Annotated in this window: 16 protein-coding genes and 1 pseudogene; 8 read left to right on the plus strand and 9 right to left on the minus strand. The window is 69.3% G+C overall.

Annotated elements, in window-relative coordinates:
• Positions 1-42: 42 nt before the first annotated feature.
• Entirely contained in the window at positions 43-504 is a 462-nt protein-coding gene (locus ABZ920_RS15395) for a hypothetical protein (RefSeq protein ID WP_361503935.1), read from the plus strand.
• Positions 505-546: 42 nt separating this feature from the next.
• Positions 547-789: a hypothetical protein gene (locus ABZ920_RS15400; RefSeq protein WP_361503938.1), complete on the plus strand. Its 243-nt coding sequence runs from the start codon at positions 547-549 to the stop codon at positions 787-789.
• Positions 790-880: 91 nt separating this feature from the next.
• Here the strand turns inward: ABZ920_RS15400 and ABZ920_RS15405 are convergent, their stop codons facing one another.
• Together ABZ920_RS15405 and ABZ920_RS15410 are read right to left on the minus strand one after the other, a co-directional pair.
• The gene (locus tag ABZ920_RS15405; RefSeq protein WP_361503941.1) at positions 881-1,078 is read right to left on the minus strand and encodes a hypothetical protein; all 198 of its coding nucleotides are present in this window, start codon (positions 1,076-1,078) and stop codon (positions 881-883) included.
• 868 nt (positions 1,079-1,946) lie between these two features.
• Complete coding sequence (locus tag ABZ920_RS15410) at positions 1,947-2,564, minus strand: hypothetical protein (RefSeq protein ID WP_361503944.1); 618 nt, start codon at positions 2,562-2,564, stop codon at positions 1,947-1,949.
• A gap of 299 nt (positions 2,565-2,863) precedes the next feature.
• Here ABZ920_RS15410 and aspS point away from each other — a divergent pair, with 299 nt between their 5' ends.
• Complete coding sequence (aspS, locus tag ABZ920_RS15415) at positions 2,864-4,174, plus strand: aspartate--tRNA(Asn) ligase (RefSeq protein WP_361503947.1); 1,311 nt, start codon at positions 2,864-2,866, stop codon at positions 4,172-4,174.
• 57 nt (positions 4,175-4,231) lie between these two features.
• On the opposite strand, the gene ABZ920_RS15420 is transcribed toward aspS, so the two are convergent.
• From ABZ920_RS15420 to ABZ920_RS15435, 4 genes are read right to left on the minus strand one after another with little or no spacing between them, the layout of a single operon-like run.
• Positions 4,232-5,002 carry a hypothetical protein gene (locus ABZ920_RS15420; protein ID WP_361503950.1) on the minus strand — a complete coding sequence of 257 codons (771 nt, stop codon included), beginning with the start codon at positions 5,000-5,002 and terminating at the stop codon, positions 4,232-4,234.
• Between the two features lie 36 nt (positions 5,003-5,038).
• Positions 5,039-5,944, minus strand: coding sequence for a radical SAM protein (locus tag ABZ920_RS15425; protein WP_361503953.1), 906 nt, complete (start codon positions 5,942-5,944; stop codon positions 5,039-5,041).
• Positions 5,941-7,227 carry a radical SAM protein gene (locus ABZ920_RS15430; protein ID WP_361503956.1) on the minus strand — a complete coding sequence of 429 codons (1,287 nt, stop codon included), beginning with the start codon at positions 7,225-7,227 and terminating at the stop codon, positions 5,941-5,943. Before ABZ920_RS15430 ends, ABZ920_RS15425 begins: the two co-directional genes overlap by 4 nt.
• A 20-nt stretch (positions 7,228-7,247) precedes the next feature.
• Positions 7,248-7,607 (minus strand): hypothetical protein, encoded by a 360-nt coding sequence (locus ABZ920_RS15435; RefSeq protein ID WP_361503959.1) that lies wholly within the window; start codon positions 7,605-7,607, stop codon positions 7,248-7,250.
• A gap of 369 nt (positions 7,608-7,976) precedes the next feature.
• Here ABZ920_RS15435 and ABZ920_RS15440 point away from each other — a divergent pair, with 369 nt between their 5' ends.
• Positions 7,977-9,251, plus strand: a complete 1,275-nt coding sequence (locus tag ABZ920_RS15440; protein ID WP_361503962.1) for a transcriptional regulator — start codon at positions 7,977-7,979, stop codon at positions 9,249-9,251.
• Here ABZ920_RS15440 and ABZ920_RS15445 read toward each other — a convergent pair.
• The 3 genes and pseudogenes from ABZ920_RS15445 to ABZ920_RS15455 form a co-directional block, all read right to left on the minus strand.
• Positions 9,232-9,891 carry an HAD family hydrolase gene (locus ABZ920_RS15445; RefSeq protein WP_361503965.1) on the minus strand — a complete coding sequence of 220 codons (660 nt, stop codon included), beginning with the start codon at positions 9,889-9,891 and terminating at the stop codon, positions 9,232-9,234. The two genes, ABZ920_RS15440 and ABZ920_RS15445, sit on opposite strands and share 20 nt — an antisense overlap.
• Positions 9,892-10,392: 501 nt before the next feature.
• Entirely contained in the window at positions 10,393-10,863 is a 471-nt protein-coding gene (locus ABZ920_RS15450; RefSeq protein WP_361504245.1) for a hypothetical protein, read from the minus strand.
• A 981-nt stretch (positions 10,864-11,844) separates the two neighbouring features.
• Positions 11,845-12,867: pseudogene (locus tag ABZ920_RS15455) on the minus strand (site-specific integrase); the annotation flags it as partial.
• Positions 12,868-13,337: 470 nt separating this feature from the next.
• Between ABZ920_RS15455 and ABZ920_RS15460 the strand changes: the two are divergent.
• The 4 genes from ABZ920_RS15460 to ABZ920_RS15475 all read left to right on the plus strand — a co-directional run bounded on the left by ABZ920_RS15460 (position 13,338) and on the right by ABZ920_RS15475 (position 16,971).
• Positions 13,338-13,862 carry a hypothetical protein gene (locus tag ABZ920_RS15460; RefSeq protein WP_361503967.1) on the plus strand — a complete coding sequence of 175 codons (525 nt, stop codon included), beginning with the start codon at positions 13,338-13,340 and terminating at the stop codon, positions 13,860-13,862.
• A 316-nt stretch (positions 13,863-14,178) separates the two neighbouring features.
• On the plus strand, positions 14,179-15,765 hold the full coding sequence (locus tag ABZ920_RS15465; RefSeq protein WP_361503970.1) for a S8 family serine peptidase: 1,587 nt from the start codon (positions 14,179-14,181) through the stop codon (positions 15,763-15,765).
• Between the two features lie 602 nt (positions 15,766-16,367).
• A complete protein-coding gene (locus tag ABZ920_RS15470) occupies positions 16,368-16,652 on the plus strand; it encodes a hypothetical protein (protein ID WP_361503973.1) in 285 nt (94 codons plus the stop codon).
• A 103-nt stretch (positions 16,653-16,755) separates the two neighbouring features.
• Positions 16,756-16,971: a hypothetical protein gene (locus ABZ920_RS15475; RefSeq protein WP_361503976.1), complete on the plus strand. Its 216-nt coding sequence runs from the start codon at positions 16,756-16,758 to the stop codon at positions 16,969-16,971.
• Positions 16,972-17,069: the final 98 nt, after the last annotated feature.

Raw genomic sequence — 17,069 nt, forward strand, 5'->3', positions numbered from 1 at the left:
GGCGAGTTGCCGCTGCGGGGGAGCCCGGACCATGCGGCGCGGATGCTGGAGCACGCGAAACCGGACCAGCTGGTGGAGCTGGTGCTGCCGTACCTGTGGGTGGCTCTAGTGGACGGTCGTGTGCCGGCGAATGTGTGCGTGGACGCGTGTATGACGCTGCGGAACCCCTACGGCCAGCTGGGGGTGAGGGCTGAACCGCTGGCGGTCGACCTGGCGGTTCAGCACAAGGACGGAGGCGGCACCCGCTACGGCTCGCTCGCGCCGAGGAACGGGCACTGCGTGCTGGTGCTGCCCGACGCGGAGCGGTTCGTGGACGCCACGGTGGAGCAGTTCGACGAGGCCCGTGAGATCGGAATGAGCCCGATGGTCAGCAAGGTGGCGCTGTCGATTGACGGCAACGGCTCGTTGATGGAGCCGGGGGCGCAGGTGGTGCTCCAGCGCGGGGAACTGCTGCTGCCGTACACGGTCGCCGGCCCGGAGTCGCTGACCTCCATTGTGGGATAACGGGAGGAAGCGGCCCATACAGACGAACACCGTCGCACCGGGGTGAACGTCACTTCCTTCGCGCTGGTCGCCTTGCGCGGCGAGGGTGTGCGCAAGCGGGCGATGCAGTCGCCCCACCCGAGGCTGCGGGCGCTGCTGCGGGCGGTCGGGGACGCCCCATACGAGGCGGACGAGGCCGGTGACGTGCGGTTCTGCCTGCCCGATCAGAGCGATCGGGAGCGGTGGCTGCGGCTGGACGAGATCCCGCTGCCGCCGAGTGTTCCGGCTGCCTGGCACCGCTCGTAGGCGGACGAGGAACATTGGAACGAAAACCGACGCCTGCGGAGAAGTCCACTCTCCCGCAGGCGCGGCATGACACAGACGGGGCCTGCGAGCGTTACAGGTCCGACTCTGCGGACGGGAGCTCGGTCTCGCTGCGGTTGTGCAGCCAGTTCAGCAACCGGAAGCCGCGCTCGCTCTGCTCAGCGTTTCCCCAAAGTGCGGCCGAGAACGCTGCGACGGTGAGCGCCGCAACGGTGCCGAGCACGAACGTCTGCGGGCCGGTCAGTGACTGGGGCTGGCTTGGGGTGTCCATCGGTGTCCTTCGTTGTCGGGTGGTGCAGGTGATCCAGCGTAGGAGCCGCTCGGGGCGGCCGGGCAGATATCCGGTGAAACGTGAAGCGACCCCCTTATCTGCGGTAACGGGCCCCGGAGGACTTAGCGCACGTCTTGACGTCGATGTTCCTCAACCCCCGTGGTAGGCAGCGAAGGGCTCCGGCCTCCCGTGACCAAGCGACTGCGGGCTCGTCGTTCTCCGGGAGACACGTGCACGTTCCCCGCCCGGCGCTTGTGCGGGCGTGCCCCGGCTCCACGCCCGGCACCCGGGGCCCGCTCACTGCCTGATTTGGTCCGCTGGGTGCGGGATGGTGCCGGGCGGGTACGACGAGTTCGCCCCGGGCGCGGCCCAGTAGCGCGGCTGTGATCGCGCTCGTCTGCCGGTCCCACAGGAGATCGAGGACCTGGACGACGGTGAGTGGACGGCGGCCCTTGCCGCTCATCGGCTGCGTGCCGCCACCCGGGTACTGGGCCCTGCGGCAGCGGTCTTCCCGCCCGCCTGGCCCGTCAGGGAAGAGCGCTGGACGAGCCGCGCGCATCGAGCTGGCCTTTCCCCGCCGACCGGCTGGCGCCCCTGGACGACCAGCACACCGACGCCGCGGTCACGATGGACGACCCGGACGCGGGCCAGGACGAGGACTGCGGGATCGAGCAGGTCGCAAACGGCTGGTTGCGGCAGCACTGAGGTTGACCGAAGGAAGTCTGTGCCACACCACGTACGGCACCATCCGAGCCCAGATATGCGGATGCCCCCGCTACCGAGAGTGCGAGGGCATCCGAGTGCGTGTGAGCTTACTGCGCGACGATCTCCGTCTTCTTCGGGCGGCCCGGGCCGCGCTTGCGCGCGATCAGGCCGAGCTCGGTGAAGGTCTCGTCCGTCGCCATTGCCTTGAGCTCGGGGTAGTTCGCGGCAATGTGCTTGAGGACGTTGCTGATGGCGGCCTCGTAATTCGAGCGGTGGCGCCGGACGCGCCCGCCCGCCAGCGCAGGCCCCGCAGGTCCCACGTGGTCTTGGCGAGGGTGCCCTCGAAGAACTCGTGTGCCATCATCTCGTCCTCGCCGACGGTCTTGAGAGCGTCGCGCCGCCAGGGGATCTCGGTGAGCGCGTCCACGGCTGCACGCGGGGGCACGCCGGCCATCCGGGCGGCGGCAATGGTGTTGGCGATGACATGCAGCCCGGCCGCAGCCGAGTGCAGGTAGTTCTCGCGGAACTCGGCGACGGTCAGAGTGCCGTCATTGATCTCCCGCCAACCAGGGATGGCTTGGAAGGCGTAGTCAAGAATCTCCCTGAGCAGCTGCGCGACCGTATAGTCCGCGCCCAGGTCCGCTCCATCGAGAATGTGCATGACACGGGTGACGGACTCACTCAAACGGCTAATGGCGCCTATACGCTCCTGGGTCGGACAACTGGCCTGGCCAGTATGGGATTGGAAACGCCCCTCCGCGAGTGAGTTCTTGATTGCCACCGCCGCCACACGCTCCGTATCCTGCTGGGCAACGCGTTGACGGAGACGAGTAGCCAGGGATCACGCGAGAAGAGAGAGCCGCCGGTAGCTGGGAAGGCGGTCTCGCGCCCCGAGGCGAAGACCCTCCCGAGCGCGGGGAGGAACGGCCCCCTCTGGTGGCCCAATGCCCCGCCGGCCGGCCCCCGTCACCGGGCCGAATGAGGTCGCCACTTCGTGGCGACGAAAGTGCGGTGGTACCGCGAGTTGCCCTTCTCGCCCGCACTCCCAAGGGATCATGACGACGTCCTTCGGAGGACCGAATGATCCACAGCCGCGTACACGTCTCCGACCTGCGAGAACACGTCGGCCGTACCGTCACTGTCTGCGGGTGGGTGAACACGCTCCGCCTGCAGCGCAAGATGCAGTTCGTCATCGTGCGGGACAGCACCGGCATGGTGCAGGTGACCCACAAGCGCGACGACGGGCCGCTGGAGGCCCAGCTCGAAGCCCTCACCCCCGAGTCCGCCATCCGTATCACCGGCCGCGTCGTGGACGCCGTCCAGGTCAAGCTCGGCGGCCTGGAGATCGTGCCTGAAGCGGTCGAGGTCCTGAACCTGGCCGCGACGCCGCTACCGATCGACGAGCACACCGGCCTGGAGCAGCGCATGGACTGGCGCTTCCTGGACGTGCGCCGCCGTCCCGCTGCCCAGCTAATGTTCGCCGTGCAGACCAGCCTGGAGCAGGGCATGCGCGAGTACGCCTACGCGCAGGGCGCCACCGAGATGCACACCCCCAAGCTCATGGGCACCGCCTCGGAGTCCGGCGCGGAGGTCTTCGAACTCGGCTACTTCGGCCGCAGCGCCTATCTGGCGCAGTCGCCGCAGTTCTACAAACAGATGGCGATCTCGGCCGGCATCGACAAGGTCTTCGAGATCGGCCCGGTCTTCCGCGCCGAGCCGTCGTTCACCTCCCGGCACGCCACCGAGTTCACCGGCGTCGACGTCGAGCTGGCCTGGATCGACGGCGTCGAAGACGTGATGGCGTTCGAGGAGCAGATGCTCGCCCACGCGATCGCCAAGGTCACCGACGCGTACGGCGAGGCGATCGCCGAGCACTTCGGCGTCGAGGTCACCGTCCCCACGACGCCCTTCCCCCGCGTCACCATGGCCGAGGCGCACGAAATCCTGCGCAAGGGCGGCTGGGACCCGGCAGGGATCAAGGAGGACCTGGACCCGGAGGGCGAGCGGAGCATCTCGGCTCACATCAAGGAGACCACCGGGCACGAGTTCGTGTTCATCACGCACTACCCGGTCGGCATCCGGCCCTTCTACCACATGCGGCCGGCCGACAACCCGGGCGTGACCTTGAGCTTCGACCTGCTGTGGAAGGGCTTGGAGGTGACCACCGGCGCTCAGCGTGAGCACCGGTACGACGTGCTGCTGAAGCAGGCCGCCGAGAAGGGCATGAGCTCGGAGCCGCTGCAGGACTACCTGAACGCGTTCCGGTACGGGTGCCCGCCGCACGGGGGCCTCGGCATGGGCCTCGGTCGGGTGCTGATGGTGATGCTCGGCCTGGACTCGATCCGCGAGGCCACCTTCCTCTTCCGCGGGCCGAACCGGCTTACCCCGTAGCCGGTCGGGAGTGCGTCCCACGACACGGGCGAGCACCTCGTGTCGTGGGACGCGGTCTCAGTAGCGGACGTTGCGCAGGTCGTGCGTCCACACCTCGGCGGGGTTCTTGTCCCAGTAGGCCCGCAGCGCTCCCTCACGCTCGGAGAAGAGGCCCTGGTGGCTCAGGCCACCGTGGGAGAGGGTGACGCTCATGGCGAGCGCTGACTCGGTGGTGACCCAGTGGGGTGTGAGAGCGTGACTCCACAGCTGCTTTCCGGGCCGCATGGTGACGGAGTGGCGATCGGCCACGTCGTGCTCGGGTGGCTCCTCGCCGGTGGTCTCGCCGATGACCGCGGCGTCGGCCGACAGGTGCTCGTCGGGGTCGAGGTAGCTGTGGAACGTCTTGGTGCCGTGGACCTGCCAGACCAGACCGTGCGAGTTGTCGTTGTGGTAGGTCGAGGACGCGCCCTCGGTGGACAGGAACAGGATGGGTGCCAGGCGCTGCCAGGTGAAGCCCCGGGCGGACAGGTGGGTGCGCCAGGGGATCATGACCTCCTCCTGGAAGCCGCTCAGGAGGTCGTCGTAGAAGCGACTGAGGTTGAAGTGCACCAACCGAAACGGCCAGGTGACGATCTCTTCGAGCGGGGCGGTGCGGAAGGCGGCGGTGCGGTCCATGCGCACCTGCCAGTCGTCGTCCCCAAGGATCGTGAACCGGACCTCCTCGTCCTTGCGGACGTGATCCAGGACGTCGACGGCGGGCAGGAACGTGTAGTCGAAGGGAACGTCCAGCGGGAAATTCGGTGGCTGCCGCCACCGGCGGGTGAAGTCGTCGGGTGTCGTGATCGTCATAGGGCAGTCCATGGAGTCGTGTGCGTTGGGCCGTCTTCACGCCTGAGCTGCACACGACGCACTGCGTTCGTCGGACACGGCGGAGGGGCGGCAGATGGCAGCGCAGTCCGGGGTCACGCGGTCCTGCGCCGGAGCGGTCAGGAAGTACCTGATCGCGGCACGGGGCGCGTTGACGCTGACCGACGCCTGGCCGTAGGGGCAGCGCCGTATGTGACCGTCGGCGGACACGTACGCGGTCGCCGAGCGGCACGACCACCGCTCACCCCCAGCCGGGGGAAGCTGCAGGTCCCGCAGCTCGTTGAGGTAGGCCCGGTACCGGCCGGACAGGTTGAAGTGGCGGCCCAGCAGGTCGGCGTCGAGGTGCTGCCGCACCAGATAGTCCTGGACCGATTTGCCCTCGCGGCGCAGGGCGCGCTCGTCGAGGACGACAGGACTGAACTGGATCTCCACCTTTGCCTCGGACACGAGGCCGGCCAGTTCCTCGCACTCGCCGTCGCTCAGGTCCCAGCAGGTGACGTGCAGGATCTTCGAGTCGGTACTGACGGCGCGCAGCGTGTCGATGCCCGAGGCCGCTGTGCGGGTCGTGCGTCCCAGCAGCATCGCGCCCTGTGAGTCGGCGGAGACGGTCACGTTGGCCAGCAGATGCGCTGTCTGGGAGAGGGTGGTGACCTCGGCCACGGTGCGGGCTGAGGTCACCATCGACACCGACATTCCGAACTGGTGGGCCAGCCGTACGAGCTGCCGCAGCCGCGGATGGTGCGTCGGTTCGCCCCCGCTCAGGCACACCCCCTCCACGCCCGCTTCCTTCAGCCGCGACAGCGTGCGGGCGTAGGTCGCGGTGTCGAGGAGGTCGTGGGCGCGGTCGGCCCGGAAGCAGAACCCGCAGGCCACCTTGCAGTGCCCGGCCGTGGAGACGAGTGCCGTACGGACCTGCGTGTTCATTGCACCCCCGAGTTGTCCCACACGGCGATCTCCACGGTGCTCGTGTAGAACGCGCACATCTCGGGGTCCGGGGTGCTGCCGCCGATGAGGGACTGCTCATTGCGGGACGGCCCGCCGCAGATGGCGAGCGCCGGGCAGTTCCCGCACTCGGGGATGGGAGCGACCTTCTTCGCCACGCCGGCCAGGCTCCCCGGATCGGCTCGCACCTCATCAAGGGTGCGCAGGAAGGAAGGCTCGGTGAAGTTGATGTCGCACAGACTGACCCGGTTGCCGGGCAGCAGGGCAGCGTTCAGACTGCGGTCGCCCTGCATGTGGTCGAACAGCATCGGACGACGGGTGTCCAGGGCCTGGAAGGCGCGGTCCAGGGCGGAGAACAGCATCCCGCCTCGTGCCAGGGCGGTCAGCCTGGCCTCGTACAACTCGCGAGCCAGATCAGCGCCGTTGACCTGCCAGCGGCCCGCGGTCGGAATGGGTGTGTTGACGTAGATGAACTTCAATCCGAGGTCATCGATGATCCACCGAACGGTCTCGGCGAGGCGTCCGATGTTCGCGGCCGTCGGCGTGAGGTTGCAGCCCACGTGCAGCCCCTCGGCCTCGACGAACCGGGCGACGTTTCGGCGAATCCGGTCGTCTGCGGGCTGACCACCGAGCAGAAGGCGGTGCGCGGAGTTGATGCCCGGAGGGCCATCGATGGAGATGCCTACGCCGTATTCGTACGCGATGAAATGGTCGAGAGCCTCATCCGTGAGGCGGGCGCCATTGGTGACGACTGTTCGCCGCACCCTGGTCACGTCATGGCGTTCGGCGAGGGTGTCGGCCAGCTGGTCACCGAAGCGCATGAGGTCGAAGCGGATGGTCGGCTCGCCGCCGAACCACTGGATGGACACCTCATCCTGCCCGGCGTTCTGCTCGAACAGGAACTCCAGCCCTGCCGAGAGCTCCTCCTTCGTCATGTCCGGCTTACCGGTGTTCGTGTCGACGAAGCAGTAGGTGCAGGCCATGTTGCAGCGGTCGGTGAGGACCACGCGTAGGCCGCTGATGCGGCAGGGGGCGGCGTCGAGGCCGAGGAGTCGAAGTCGGTCACGGAGTGCTTCACGCCGGTCGGCCATGGGGCCTTCGGGAGTGAAGCCGAGCTCTGCGAGGGCTTCATGGGTCGCGGTCGGGGGGACCCCGGCGAGGTCGAGAACCTCGCCGGAGTCGATGAACACACTGTCCAGCGTGACCGGATCGAGGAGAACCGCTTCCCCGTCCCGCTCGTACTGGAAGTACTTCCCCCACAGCATCCGGGGGACGGCCATGGTGGTCAGGCCGCCGTTTCCTCTTCGGCGATCCCGAGCTCGCCCATGACCTCGCGGACCTTCTCCTCGGCGGCGGCCTGGAGCTTCGCGGAGGTGGCCGGCGAGCCGCCGTCGGCGAGGACGATCACACCGGGCAGCGTCGGGTTCGGCGCGATGACCGTGATGCCGGCCGGGTCGGTACCGATGACCATGACCGCGTCCTTCAGCTCGACCCAGTCGGTCTGCTCCTTGAGCGCCTCGATGATGCGGCCCTGCTTCTCCTGGAAGGAGGCGCGCTCACCCATCCACACGCCTGCCTTGGACTTGGAGTCCACGACATCCGCGTAGATCAAGTGATCCTTCTTCTCTCGCCTGGCTTGGGGCATGACTGATCCTCCCTACGTACTGGATGTGCTGGAACAACCGCGTGCGTCCACCTGAGAACGGTGAGCGCCGCCCCACTCGGGGAGTCTTGGGTGCGGCGGCGCTTAACCAGTCCTGCGACAACCGGACACGGTGGCGCCGGCCCCGTCGCCCGCCCCGCCACCTCAGCGGTGAGCAGAGCAGCCTGGTGGGGACGTGGCTTCGTTGTGGCGCAGTGACATCATGCTGACCCGCGAGGTCCTCTTTCGAGGACTCTGACAGGTCATCAATAGGACCCTGACAGGGCCAAGTTGCTGCCGGCGGGATGATTTTTGGCCGCCTGAGGACATTGCATGTCACTCTCTGAGGAGAGCTCGCCCTGGAGGAGATCCATGTCCCGACCCGCAGGCAACACCAGACTCAAGGCCGCCCGCCTGGCCGCCGGATACAACTCCCAGCAGGCGCTGGCCGACGCCATCACCAAGGCGGCGCCAACGCTGGGCATCAGAGGGCTTGCTGTCGGCGTCCGACAGATCCGACGCTGGGAGTCCGCCACACCGCCCTGGCCCCAGCCCGATGTGCACCGGGTCCTGACCCACCTCCTGGGCCAGAGCATGGAAGACCTCGGCTTCACCCCTCCGTGGGGAAGCACACGGCCCCAGCCCGGAACAGCGATCGACAACACCCCTCGCGCGTCCCTGTCCGGAGCCCGGCTGGCGGCCGTCCCCGCTCAAGGTGGGGCCACGACGCAACCAGCCACTGTCAGCAGGGACTTCGAGGCTGTCACGCGCTCACACCGGCATTTGTACTGGTCCGTCGCCCCGGCCGTGCTGCACCCGGCGGTCCTGGAGCACGCTCGTCTCGGCTGCGTTCTCCTCCCAGAGACGGCCAACCCGGCCCGTCAGACCCTCGCTGCCGCCTTGGCCGAGTCCTATCTCCTGGTCGGTCGTATCGAGTTCTTCGACCTGCGACAGTCGGAACAGGCTTCGGAGACCCTCCTGCGGGCTCTGCAGGCTGCAGCTGAAGCGGACGATCCGCTGCTCGGGGCAGCCGTCCTCGCGCACATGGCCTTCATCCCGGGCTGGGTGGATGACCGGGAGGCGGCAGTCGAGCGCATGTTGGCCGCCCGTACCTACGCTCGCCGCGGACCGGCGTCAGCGGAGTTCTGGGCATGGCTGGATGCTGTCGAAGCGGAATGCGAGACCCGCTGCGGAGATCCGCACGCGGCACTGCGCTTGATCCGCCATGCCGAAGACACACTGTCCACGGGCTCCGAACACGCCACTCCTGAGTGGCTGGACTGGTTCAGCCCCGTCCGCCTGGCCGCGTTCAAAGGCAACACGCAGCTGAAGGCCGGCCACCTGCCGCAAGCGCGCCAGACGCTCCAGGAGGTGCTCGACGATCTGCCACCCGAGTCAGACAAACAGCGCACCGTCGTCCTCGGCGATCTAGCCGCGGTCGAAGCCGCCGACGGAAGGCCGGAGGAGGCATGCAGGTACGCCATCCAGGCTCTCGACCAGCTGGCGATCACCTGGTACGCCATGGGCATGGACCGCATCCGCGAGGTCCGGCGCACGCTCGCCCCCTGGCAGAACGAGCGATGCATCCGGGACCTCGATGATCGTCTCTACGACTGGAGTACGACGGTCAGCGCCCTTCAGCGTTGAACTTGGCGATCTTCTCCGGCAGCTCCGCGAGCGAGTCGATGCGCATCGTCGTGATCGCGTTCGCGTCCGGGTCACGCTGCTGGATCGTCCCCCAGGGACCGCGCCGGATCAGCGCGGTCAGAAGCCCCGCCTGCACAGCCGGGCGGATGTCGTTGTCGAGCCGGTCACCGACGTACAGAATCTCGCCCGGCTCGGCAGGCGTCGCCTCGATGACACTCTCGAAAAACTTCACATCCGGCTTCGACACCCCCCAGTCATCGCTGGTGGCGATCATGTCGGAAGGGAGATCCAGCCCCCGCAGCAGGCTGCCGGCCCGCACGGTCTGGTTCCCGGCGATGCCCACCCACAGCCCCGCCGCACGCAGGGCAGCCAGCGTGGGCCGCACGTCCGGGTACAGGTCATCCTCGCCGAACCACTCCGGTTGTCCGGCAGCCGCGCGCTTCTCCCGCTCCTCGGTCAGATCGAACCCGGGCCGGAACTCCTGAAACGTCTCCCGGTAGTCACGACCCTGCGCGATGACCGCCCCGAACATGGCCGCGAAGGTGTGCCGTGGCACCCCCAGCCAGTCAGCCCACGTCCCGTACTCCCGGGTCTCGTCAACAAGGCACTCACCCACGTCGAATACCACCGCACGAATCATGCTCCGCAGGTTAGACGGTCCGGCACGATGGGCGAAGCGGCCCTCTCGGACAACACAGACCGCGACCGCGGGGCGGAGGGATCACCTCAGCCGTGGCTGCTGAAGGCGCCTCTCCGCCCGAGGGTTCAAGCAGGCTTTTCCTGATCCGCGCCGAACGGCGGAGATTCCCGGACGCGCGTTCCTCACGGCTGGCGCGATGCGTGTGAGCCGATACTCGGCGAGCGGCGTGCCGTGGCTTCCATATTCATTCGTCATGTTGCTGACGTTACGGGTGCAGTCATGCTCTTTGCGGCGAATGAAGCCTGAGGCCGCCCAATAGTGTGAAAGGCCCAGGTCCTCCTTCTGCACGCAGTCCCGGTGCTATCCACCGACCTGCGATCAACTCAGATCCGGTAAAGACCTCGACCGTGCCACTTTCCCTGGTGAGCTCCCTCACACAAGGCCGCACCGAATGTCAGGTTCAGCAAGAATGCCGACTGGGCGCGCACGGTCATCCGGGTTCTACGCACCTGTGTAGACGAAACGCACGGGTTCAGCGATAACAGTTGCGGCGGACTCCAAGTCGGCCAGCCGGGCCGACAATTTCGCCTCTGCCAGCCGCGGCGGCAACGCGTCCCCGAATTTCAGTCCCCGCACCGCCCGTTCGTCGACAGGGGGAAGACAGAGCCGGTTCGGAGCCTCGCTCAGCACTTCTTTCCACACCGGTGGAGTGAGGTCTTCCCGCAGACGGATCCAGTGATCGTTGATGCACTGGGCCGGCACCGCGATCCCCTCCAACGTGGCGGCCAGAGTCGCGTTCGCCCGGTGGCCTGCCCAGGTCCACCAGCGAAGTTGCCCCGATTGGTCCCGCACGATCAACGTGCCGCCTGGGTGGACCTTTTCCAGGAAGACCTCACGTGCCTCCTTGAGCGTCGTGGTGGCGCGTTGGGTCAAGGCGATGGGCGGATCCGTGCCGAGCAGCACCTCGCGCACGGCGCGGGTGACTTCGAAGGAGGTGCCCTGGCCGAAGCCCGTGCCGCTCCACTTGGCCTTTCCGCCGCCTGCCTGGACCGGGCCCGCAAGGCCTCCTCACCCATGGACGACACCGAGCGCCTGGAGCAGCTGCTGGAGCCGCACGAGTCGGCCTCTGCGCGGTCTGCGCGCCGCCCTGGCCGCGGGAGGCGTCGTCCGGCGTGGAGGGCCGGTCCGGCACGGGCGTCGAGGGGACGGAGGGCTTGCCGTGGTCGGTGAGGCTGACGTCCTCGGCGGTCGGCTCCGGGGTGACCGGAGCCACGGCGGAGTGGACGGCTGTGCGGGCTGGGCGAGGCGGGTGGCCTCGCGCATCAGGGCCATGACGGTGTCCGGGAGCCGGTCCAGGACGGGCACGAGCGAAACGTTCTGCTCGTGCTCGCGGGCGGTGCGGTGCACCTCGTCCAGGAACCGGGCCGCTCGCTCGCCGAGGCCGTCCTGTCGTACGGCGAGGTCGCGGCGTACGTCCTCCAGCAGGGACCACTGGGTGCCGCGCAGCGCGGCGGCGACTTCCGAGGCGTGCCGCAGGGCGCCCGCGATCTCCTCGTCGGTCACGTCGTACGCGGCGGCGGCCAGCTCCCGCACGCACGCGGCCGGTTCGGTGGTGCGCAGCAGCCGGGCGACGAGGTCGGCGGCGGCCTTGGTGGACTTCAGAGGGGGCGCGTCGGCGCCGCCGGGCCCGGTCAGCCCGAGGGGGGCGGCGTGCTGTGTCAGGAGGGTGCGCACTTCGCCGAGGGCCACGCGGTGTTCCTCCGCGACCGCGCGCACGCCTTCGGCGAGCCGGGCGACGTTGCGGGCGAACAGGACCCGGGAGACGGTCCTGCCGAAGATCGTCCCGGCCCGGCCGAGCGCGGTGTGGAACTCGTCCTCGGTGGGCAGTTCCACGGCCCTCAGCCCGTACCCGGGGCCGATCCGCTCCAGCTCCGGCGCCTTGGGCAACGGCGAGATGCCTTCCATGACCACGGCACCGGTCTGAATCACGGGCCGGATCTGCTTCCGGTAGACCTCCTCGGTCACAGCCGTCCCGGAGTGCCCGACGAGCCGAGAGATCTCCTCCAGGGGGACGCCCCGGTCGGAGAGCAGCGAGACGAAGCTGTACCGCAGCTCCCGCGGAGTCCACTCGTCGGCGTTGATCCCATCGATGCCCTTGAGCGCCTGGCGGACGTCACGGCGGACGTTGGTGGCGGCGTCGAGCGGCTTGCCCACGGCCGACGAGAAGACCAGGCCGTGTTCCTCCCACTCCTCATCAGAGGCGAGCCGGTCCCACCCCTGATCCTCGAACTGCTGCCAGAGGGCATCCACGCAGCGCGCCGGCAGAGCGAGCGTGCGCCGTGACTTTCGGGTCTTGGTGTCCCCGCTCCTCCGCACCGACCGCCGGACGGCGATGTGCGGAGGCTGCGGCGGGTCGAGGGCCGGCCGGCCTTTCAGGAAGACGTCGTCCCAGGTGAGAGCCCGGAGTTCTTCCGTACGGGCCCCGGTCAAGAGCGCGACGACGATGTACGCGTACATCGAGGTTCCCTCGGCGCCCTCGAGCACGGCCTCGGCCTGGGCGAAGGTGAGCGCCTTGGACGGGCGCCCGCCCTGCCCTTGGGGCACCGAGCACAGCTCGACGACATTGCGCTTCACCTTGTCCCACGCCATGGCCCGCTTGACCGCGCGGTTGAGGCAGGAGTGAATCCCCCGAAGCGTGCGAGTGCTGAGCGTCTCGGCCTTGGTGGCCAGCCAGCGATCCACGTCCTCCGCACTCAGGTCGCGCAGTTTGCGCGCGCCGAGAGACGGGATGACGTGGTTGCGGCTCAGGAGCGTGACGGTCTCGACAGTGCTGGGGTCGGGGCCCGCCAGTCCGAACTCCAGCCAGTCAGCCACGGCGTCCTTGACCGTGTGGTTGGTGGGCGCGATGGCGAGACCAGGCTGCGGCCCGGACGAGCCGGAGCCGCGATCCGGGCCGGACTCCCGCAGTGCGTCCAGTAGTTGCTGCGTCGATGCGGCCCACAGGTCCAGCAGGGTCTCGCGTTCCCGGGGCGCGGCCGGGACGCCCCCTCGCCCAGGGGCTGCGCCAGATCGAACAGTGGTAGGCCGGCACCTGCATGTCGAGGGCGGGCGCGGAGGCGACCGTGGCGCGGGAGGCAGTCAACTGTTCCCCGATCAGCCGCAGCAGACCGGGGAACTCCAGAGTCTTTCCACGCCCGTTGTCCGTCACCGTGCTCCGCCGACCTGGCCTGCGCCTTTCACAGCCGTCAGACGGTCCGGCGTTCACCTGAACGGCTCACATCGCCGAGGTTCCTCCGCTGCCTCCTCACCGGGCAGGTGTGCGGCATCGCCGATCGCCCCGTTTGCGGCTGTGTCAACGCCCACTTAGCTTCAAGTGGTCCGATTGTCTTGAAAATGCCGATCAAGAGGTATGTCGGCATTTTCCCTCATGCTCGGAAGGAGCATTCATGTCGGTGATGACCGGTACTCCACCCCTCCAGCAGTTCGGTCCGCAGCCCGGCGGTCCGCAGCTCGGCGGCCCGCAGCTCGGCGGCCCGCTCGGCGGTCCGCAGTTCGGCGGTCCGCAGCCGGGTGGGGCCCCGATCGCTCAGGTGGTCCTGCAGGCCATCCAGCAAGCGTGTCAGCAGACGGCCCAGCAGGCGGCGCAGCAGGTCCAGCAGACGTTCCAGCACATCCAGCAGCTCCAGCACCAGCTGCCGCCGCACATGGCTCCGCAGGCGCACCCGTACCTGGCCGTGGCGCTGCACCGCGCGCTGCACTCGGGCATCCGCCACGCGGTGGAGCAGTCTGTGCAGCAGGCGCTGCCGATCGCGGTCGCGTCGCTGCTCCAGCACGGCCCGCAGGGCCAGGGCGGCCCGCAGGGTCCGCAGCCGGGCATGACCGGTCAGCAGCCGTGGGGCGGTGGGTTCGGCCAGCAGTTCCCGCAGCCTGGCTTCGGTTTCGGCCAGATGGGTCAGTTCGGTATCGGCTGACCTCCAGGGCAGCGTGTCGCGGTGCGTCCGGAGCGGTTCCGGGCGCACCGCGTCACCGTGGCGGCGCTTCCCCGCGGAAGCGCCGACTGCCCGGTCACCCCGGACCAGGAGCACCAGTTACGACATAGGCGTGGTGAAGGTGGACGTGATGGTCAAGGAAAGGCCCGGAAACAACCGCGCGAGCGGGCCCGGGGGCGGCGCGGGGGCCGGCGGACCCGCACCCGGACCCGGACCCGGACCCGAGGGCAAGGATAAGCAGTCGCGCACGAAAGGCGCACAGTCACCGTTCCGGGTGCGGCCGCGCCGTGAGCGCTACATGGTGGCTCCGCTGCCGCAGCACCTGCTCCCACCGGGAGTGCCCGAACTCGGCATGGACGCGGTGTGTGAGCAGATGGAGAGGATGCCCGAGGTCACCGTGACCCGCAGACTCCGGCCGTCGGCGAAGCTGCGATCGGCCGGGCTGCCCTCCGTGTGCCCGGACATCGTGGTCGTCGAGGCACCCGAGGCCCAGCTGCCGGCGATGCGGACGCTGCACGTGCACATCGAGCCGGACCTGCCGCTGTCCGTGGCCGGACCGGCCGCCGCGCCGGCCGCGGGGATCCCCCTGCGGGACCCGGGACTGGTCACGCCGCTGGAACAGCCCGTGGAGATCGGCTTGCGGGTCTGCGGCCCGGAGGGAGAGCCGCTGGCCGGCGCCGGAGTGTTCCTGATCGGGTCGTCGTGGCCGGCCCAGGGCCTGACCGGGGACGACGGGACGGTCACCGTCATGCTGTCGACGGAGACCGTGGAGTCCGTCCAGTCCCTGTACGTGCGGCCCGCGGGCGGCTACATCGACCGCTGGATCAACCGTCCGCAGCTGTCGGCGACCGAGGAGAACCTGGTCACCCTCACACCGCTGGCCAAGGTGTATCCGGGGCTGGAGGAGCGACAGCAGTACGGCTGGGGCCAGCAGGCCATGCGGCTGGACCGGCTGCCCCCCACGTTCCGCGCCTTCGGAGTCAGGATCGCGTTGATCGGTACGGGCGTCACCGCCGAGCATCCCGATCTGCGGCAGCGCGTACGCAGCGGGATCGATCTCGTCCGCGGCACCCAAGAGGGCTGGGCCCACGACACCGTCGGCACCGGTACCCACACCGCGGGCATCATCGCGGCGGCGGACACCGGCAAGGGCGTCATCGGCACGGCGGCCGACGCCGAGATCGAGGTCTGCCAGGTGCTGCCCGACGGCCGCTTCAGCGACCTGATCGCAGCCCTCGACCACTGCATCGAGCGGGAGGTCGACATCGCGCACATCGCGGTGGCGACGCCGTACCCGTCGGCGCTGGTCTCACACAAACTGGCCGACGCCAACACGGCGGGCATCGCCTGCGTCGCCCCGGCGGGAGACTTGGGTGGGCCGGTGTGCTTCCCCGGCTCGCTGCCCACCGTGTTCACCGTGGGTGCGCTCGGCGTCTTCGGGTCCTTCCCGGCGGACACCTCCCAGGCGACCCACGTGGGCCCGCAGCTGACCCCGGAAGGCCTGTTCGCCGCGCCGTTCAGTTGCTACGGCCCCGGGGTCGACGCGGCCGCGCCCGGCGTGGCGGTCCTCTCGTGCTCACCGCGAGGCGGATACACGGCTCTCGACGGCACCGGCACGGCCTCGGCCCACGTCACCGGCCTCGCCGCCCTGGTCCTCGCTCACCACGAGGACTTCCACGGCCAGCTCCTGCCCCGCGGAGCCGGCCGGGTGCAGCACCTGTTCGAGATCATCGCCGCGAGCTGCCGACCGCTGGCCGCCCCGGGCACCATGGAGGCGGCACGTGTCGGGCGCGGCCTGCCCGACGCCATCACCGCCCTCGGTCTGGCGCACGGGGTGCAGCTGGCTCCCGCCCTGTCCCCTTACGCCTCCTCCCTGGCCGGTTAGCTCCGCAGCGAGGCCGTCGCACGGCACCCACCCCGACGGGGCGGGTGCCGTTCGGCTTGCCGCCCGTACTCCTGGGGTGGACGGCGGTGGCGGTCAGTAGCCGAGGGTCGGTACCAGTCGCCACGGCCCTGCGGCGTCAGGTCGAGGAGGTGCCGGACCGGGGCCAGGAGGTCGATGCCGCGCTCGGCGATGTCGTCGGCCTGGATACGGTGGGAAGCACTGGGGCTGGGTTGTCTTCGCCGTGCCCATGCGGGGCCGGGTCGCGCTCCTTGTCCTGTCCGGGATCAGCGCCTTCTACTTCTTCTTCAACGTGCCCGTGTGGTGCGGGGCCGAGGGACGTGGTGGCTCGTGCCGAAACAACAGCTACGGCGCGCTCATGGGCTGTCAACTCCGCCAACACAGGTGGCAGAAGCTGAAGATGCTCTTCCGGAGCGCCCGGTGGGCGCGACTCCGGCAGGAGCTGTTCCAGAACGCGACCACCACCCTGGCCAGCCTGGGGGGATACTCGCCGTCACGCAGAGGCCGACGCGGACTCGCAGGTCTCCGCCGTGTGGCGGCCCGCCGACTTCGGCGGCCGGGACGCGGCGAGTATCCGGCTATGCGTGGACGGCACCTGCGAGGAGCGGACATCGGGCCGTCCCGCCGACCCGTTCGCGTCGCTGTCGGTCCGCCTCCCCGACGACATCGGTGCGTCCGCCGTGCCGGTGCGGCTCACCGTGACCTCCGTGGAGAGCGGCGACACGGTCGTGGAGGACAGCACCCGGGCCAGACTGACGGAGCAGCACCCGAACGGCACGTCCTGTCCGCCCACCACTTGGACGGCGACGTTCCGTGCCCACCCGGAAAAGGGCCTCACCTCGCCCGAGGGCACGAAGCTCCAGAACTGAGCCCGCTACGCAAGCGCCCGTCTCCGGCACCACCGGAAGTACGGGCGCAGGTCCTGCAGCCGGCCCGACGCCGATGCCGATGCCGATGCGACAGGATCACCCTGTGACACGCAGAGAACTGGGCATCGGGCCGACCGCGCGGCCGCGCGCCGTCGAGGAAGTGCGGGCGCGGCTACTGCCCGTGGAGCAGCTCGCGCACACCGGCCACCAGGCGGAGCCCTGCAGCGGGCAGCCGCCCCGGGCGGACGGTGCCCGGCCGCAGCGCCGGGCACTGGGCCCGGGCGGGGCGAGCGCCCACTCGGAGCCTCCCAGCACGTGAGTGCGGGTGTACCGGAGTCACAGACTCCGGTACACCCGCACTCACGTGTCCGGACCTCAACCGACGAGGACGTCGTCCCCGTCGTCCGGGTGCGGCTG

Origin of the sequence: Streptomyces sp. NPDC046831 (assembly GCF_040645305.1) — a bacterium.
In the GTDB taxonomy this organism is placed as follows: domain Bacteria; phylum Actinomycetota; class Actinomycetes; order Streptomycetales; family Streptomycetaceae; genus Streptomyces.

Bases quoted from the DNA above. Each gene is read 5' to 3' on its own strand.
- ABZ920_RS15395 (WP_361503935.1), top strand. From the start codon at position 43: ATGCTGGAGCACGCGAAACCGGACCAGCTGGTGGAGCTGGTGCTGCCG.
- ABZ920_RS15405 (WP_361503941.1), bottom strand. From the start codon at position 1,078: ATGGACACCCCAAGCCAGCCCCAGTCACTGACCGGCCCGCAGACGTTC.
- aspS (WP_361503947.1), top strand. From the start codon at position 2,864: ATGATCCACAGCCGCGTACACGTCTCCGACCTGCGAGAACACGTCGGC.
- ABZ920_RS15420 (WP_361503950.1), bottom strand. From the start codon at position 5,002: ATGACGATCACGACACCCGACGACTTCACCCGCCGGTGGCGGCAGCCA.
- ABZ920_RS15425 (WP_361503953.1), bottom strand. From the start codon at position 5,944: ATGAACACGCAGGTCCGTACGGCACTCGTCTCCACGGCCGGGCACTGC.
- ABZ920_RS15430 (WP_361503956.1), bottom strand. From the start codon at position 7,227: ATGCTGTGGGGGAAGTACTTCCAGTACGAGCGGGACGGGGAAGCGGTT.
- ABZ920_RS15435 (WP_361503959.1), bottom strand. From the start codon at position 7,607: ATGCCCCAAGCCAGGCGAGAGAAGAAGGATCACTTGATCTACGCGGAT.
- ABZ920_RS15440 (WP_361503962.1), top strand. From the start codon at position 7,977: ATGTCCCGACCCGCAGGCAACACCAGACTCAAGGCCGCCCGCCTGGCC.
- ABZ920_RS15445 (WP_361503965.1), bottom strand. From the start codon at position 9,891: ATGATTCGTGCGGTGGTATTCGACGTGGGTGAGTGCCTTGTTGACGAG.
- ABZ920_RS15460 (WP_361503967.1), top strand. From the start codon at position 13,338: ATGTCGGTGATGACCGGTACTCCACCCCTCCAGCAGTTCGGTCCGCAG.
- ABZ920_RS15465 (WP_361503970.1), top strand. From the start codon at position 14,179: ATGGTGGCTCCGCTGCCGCAGCACCTGCTCCCACCGGGAGTGCCCGAA.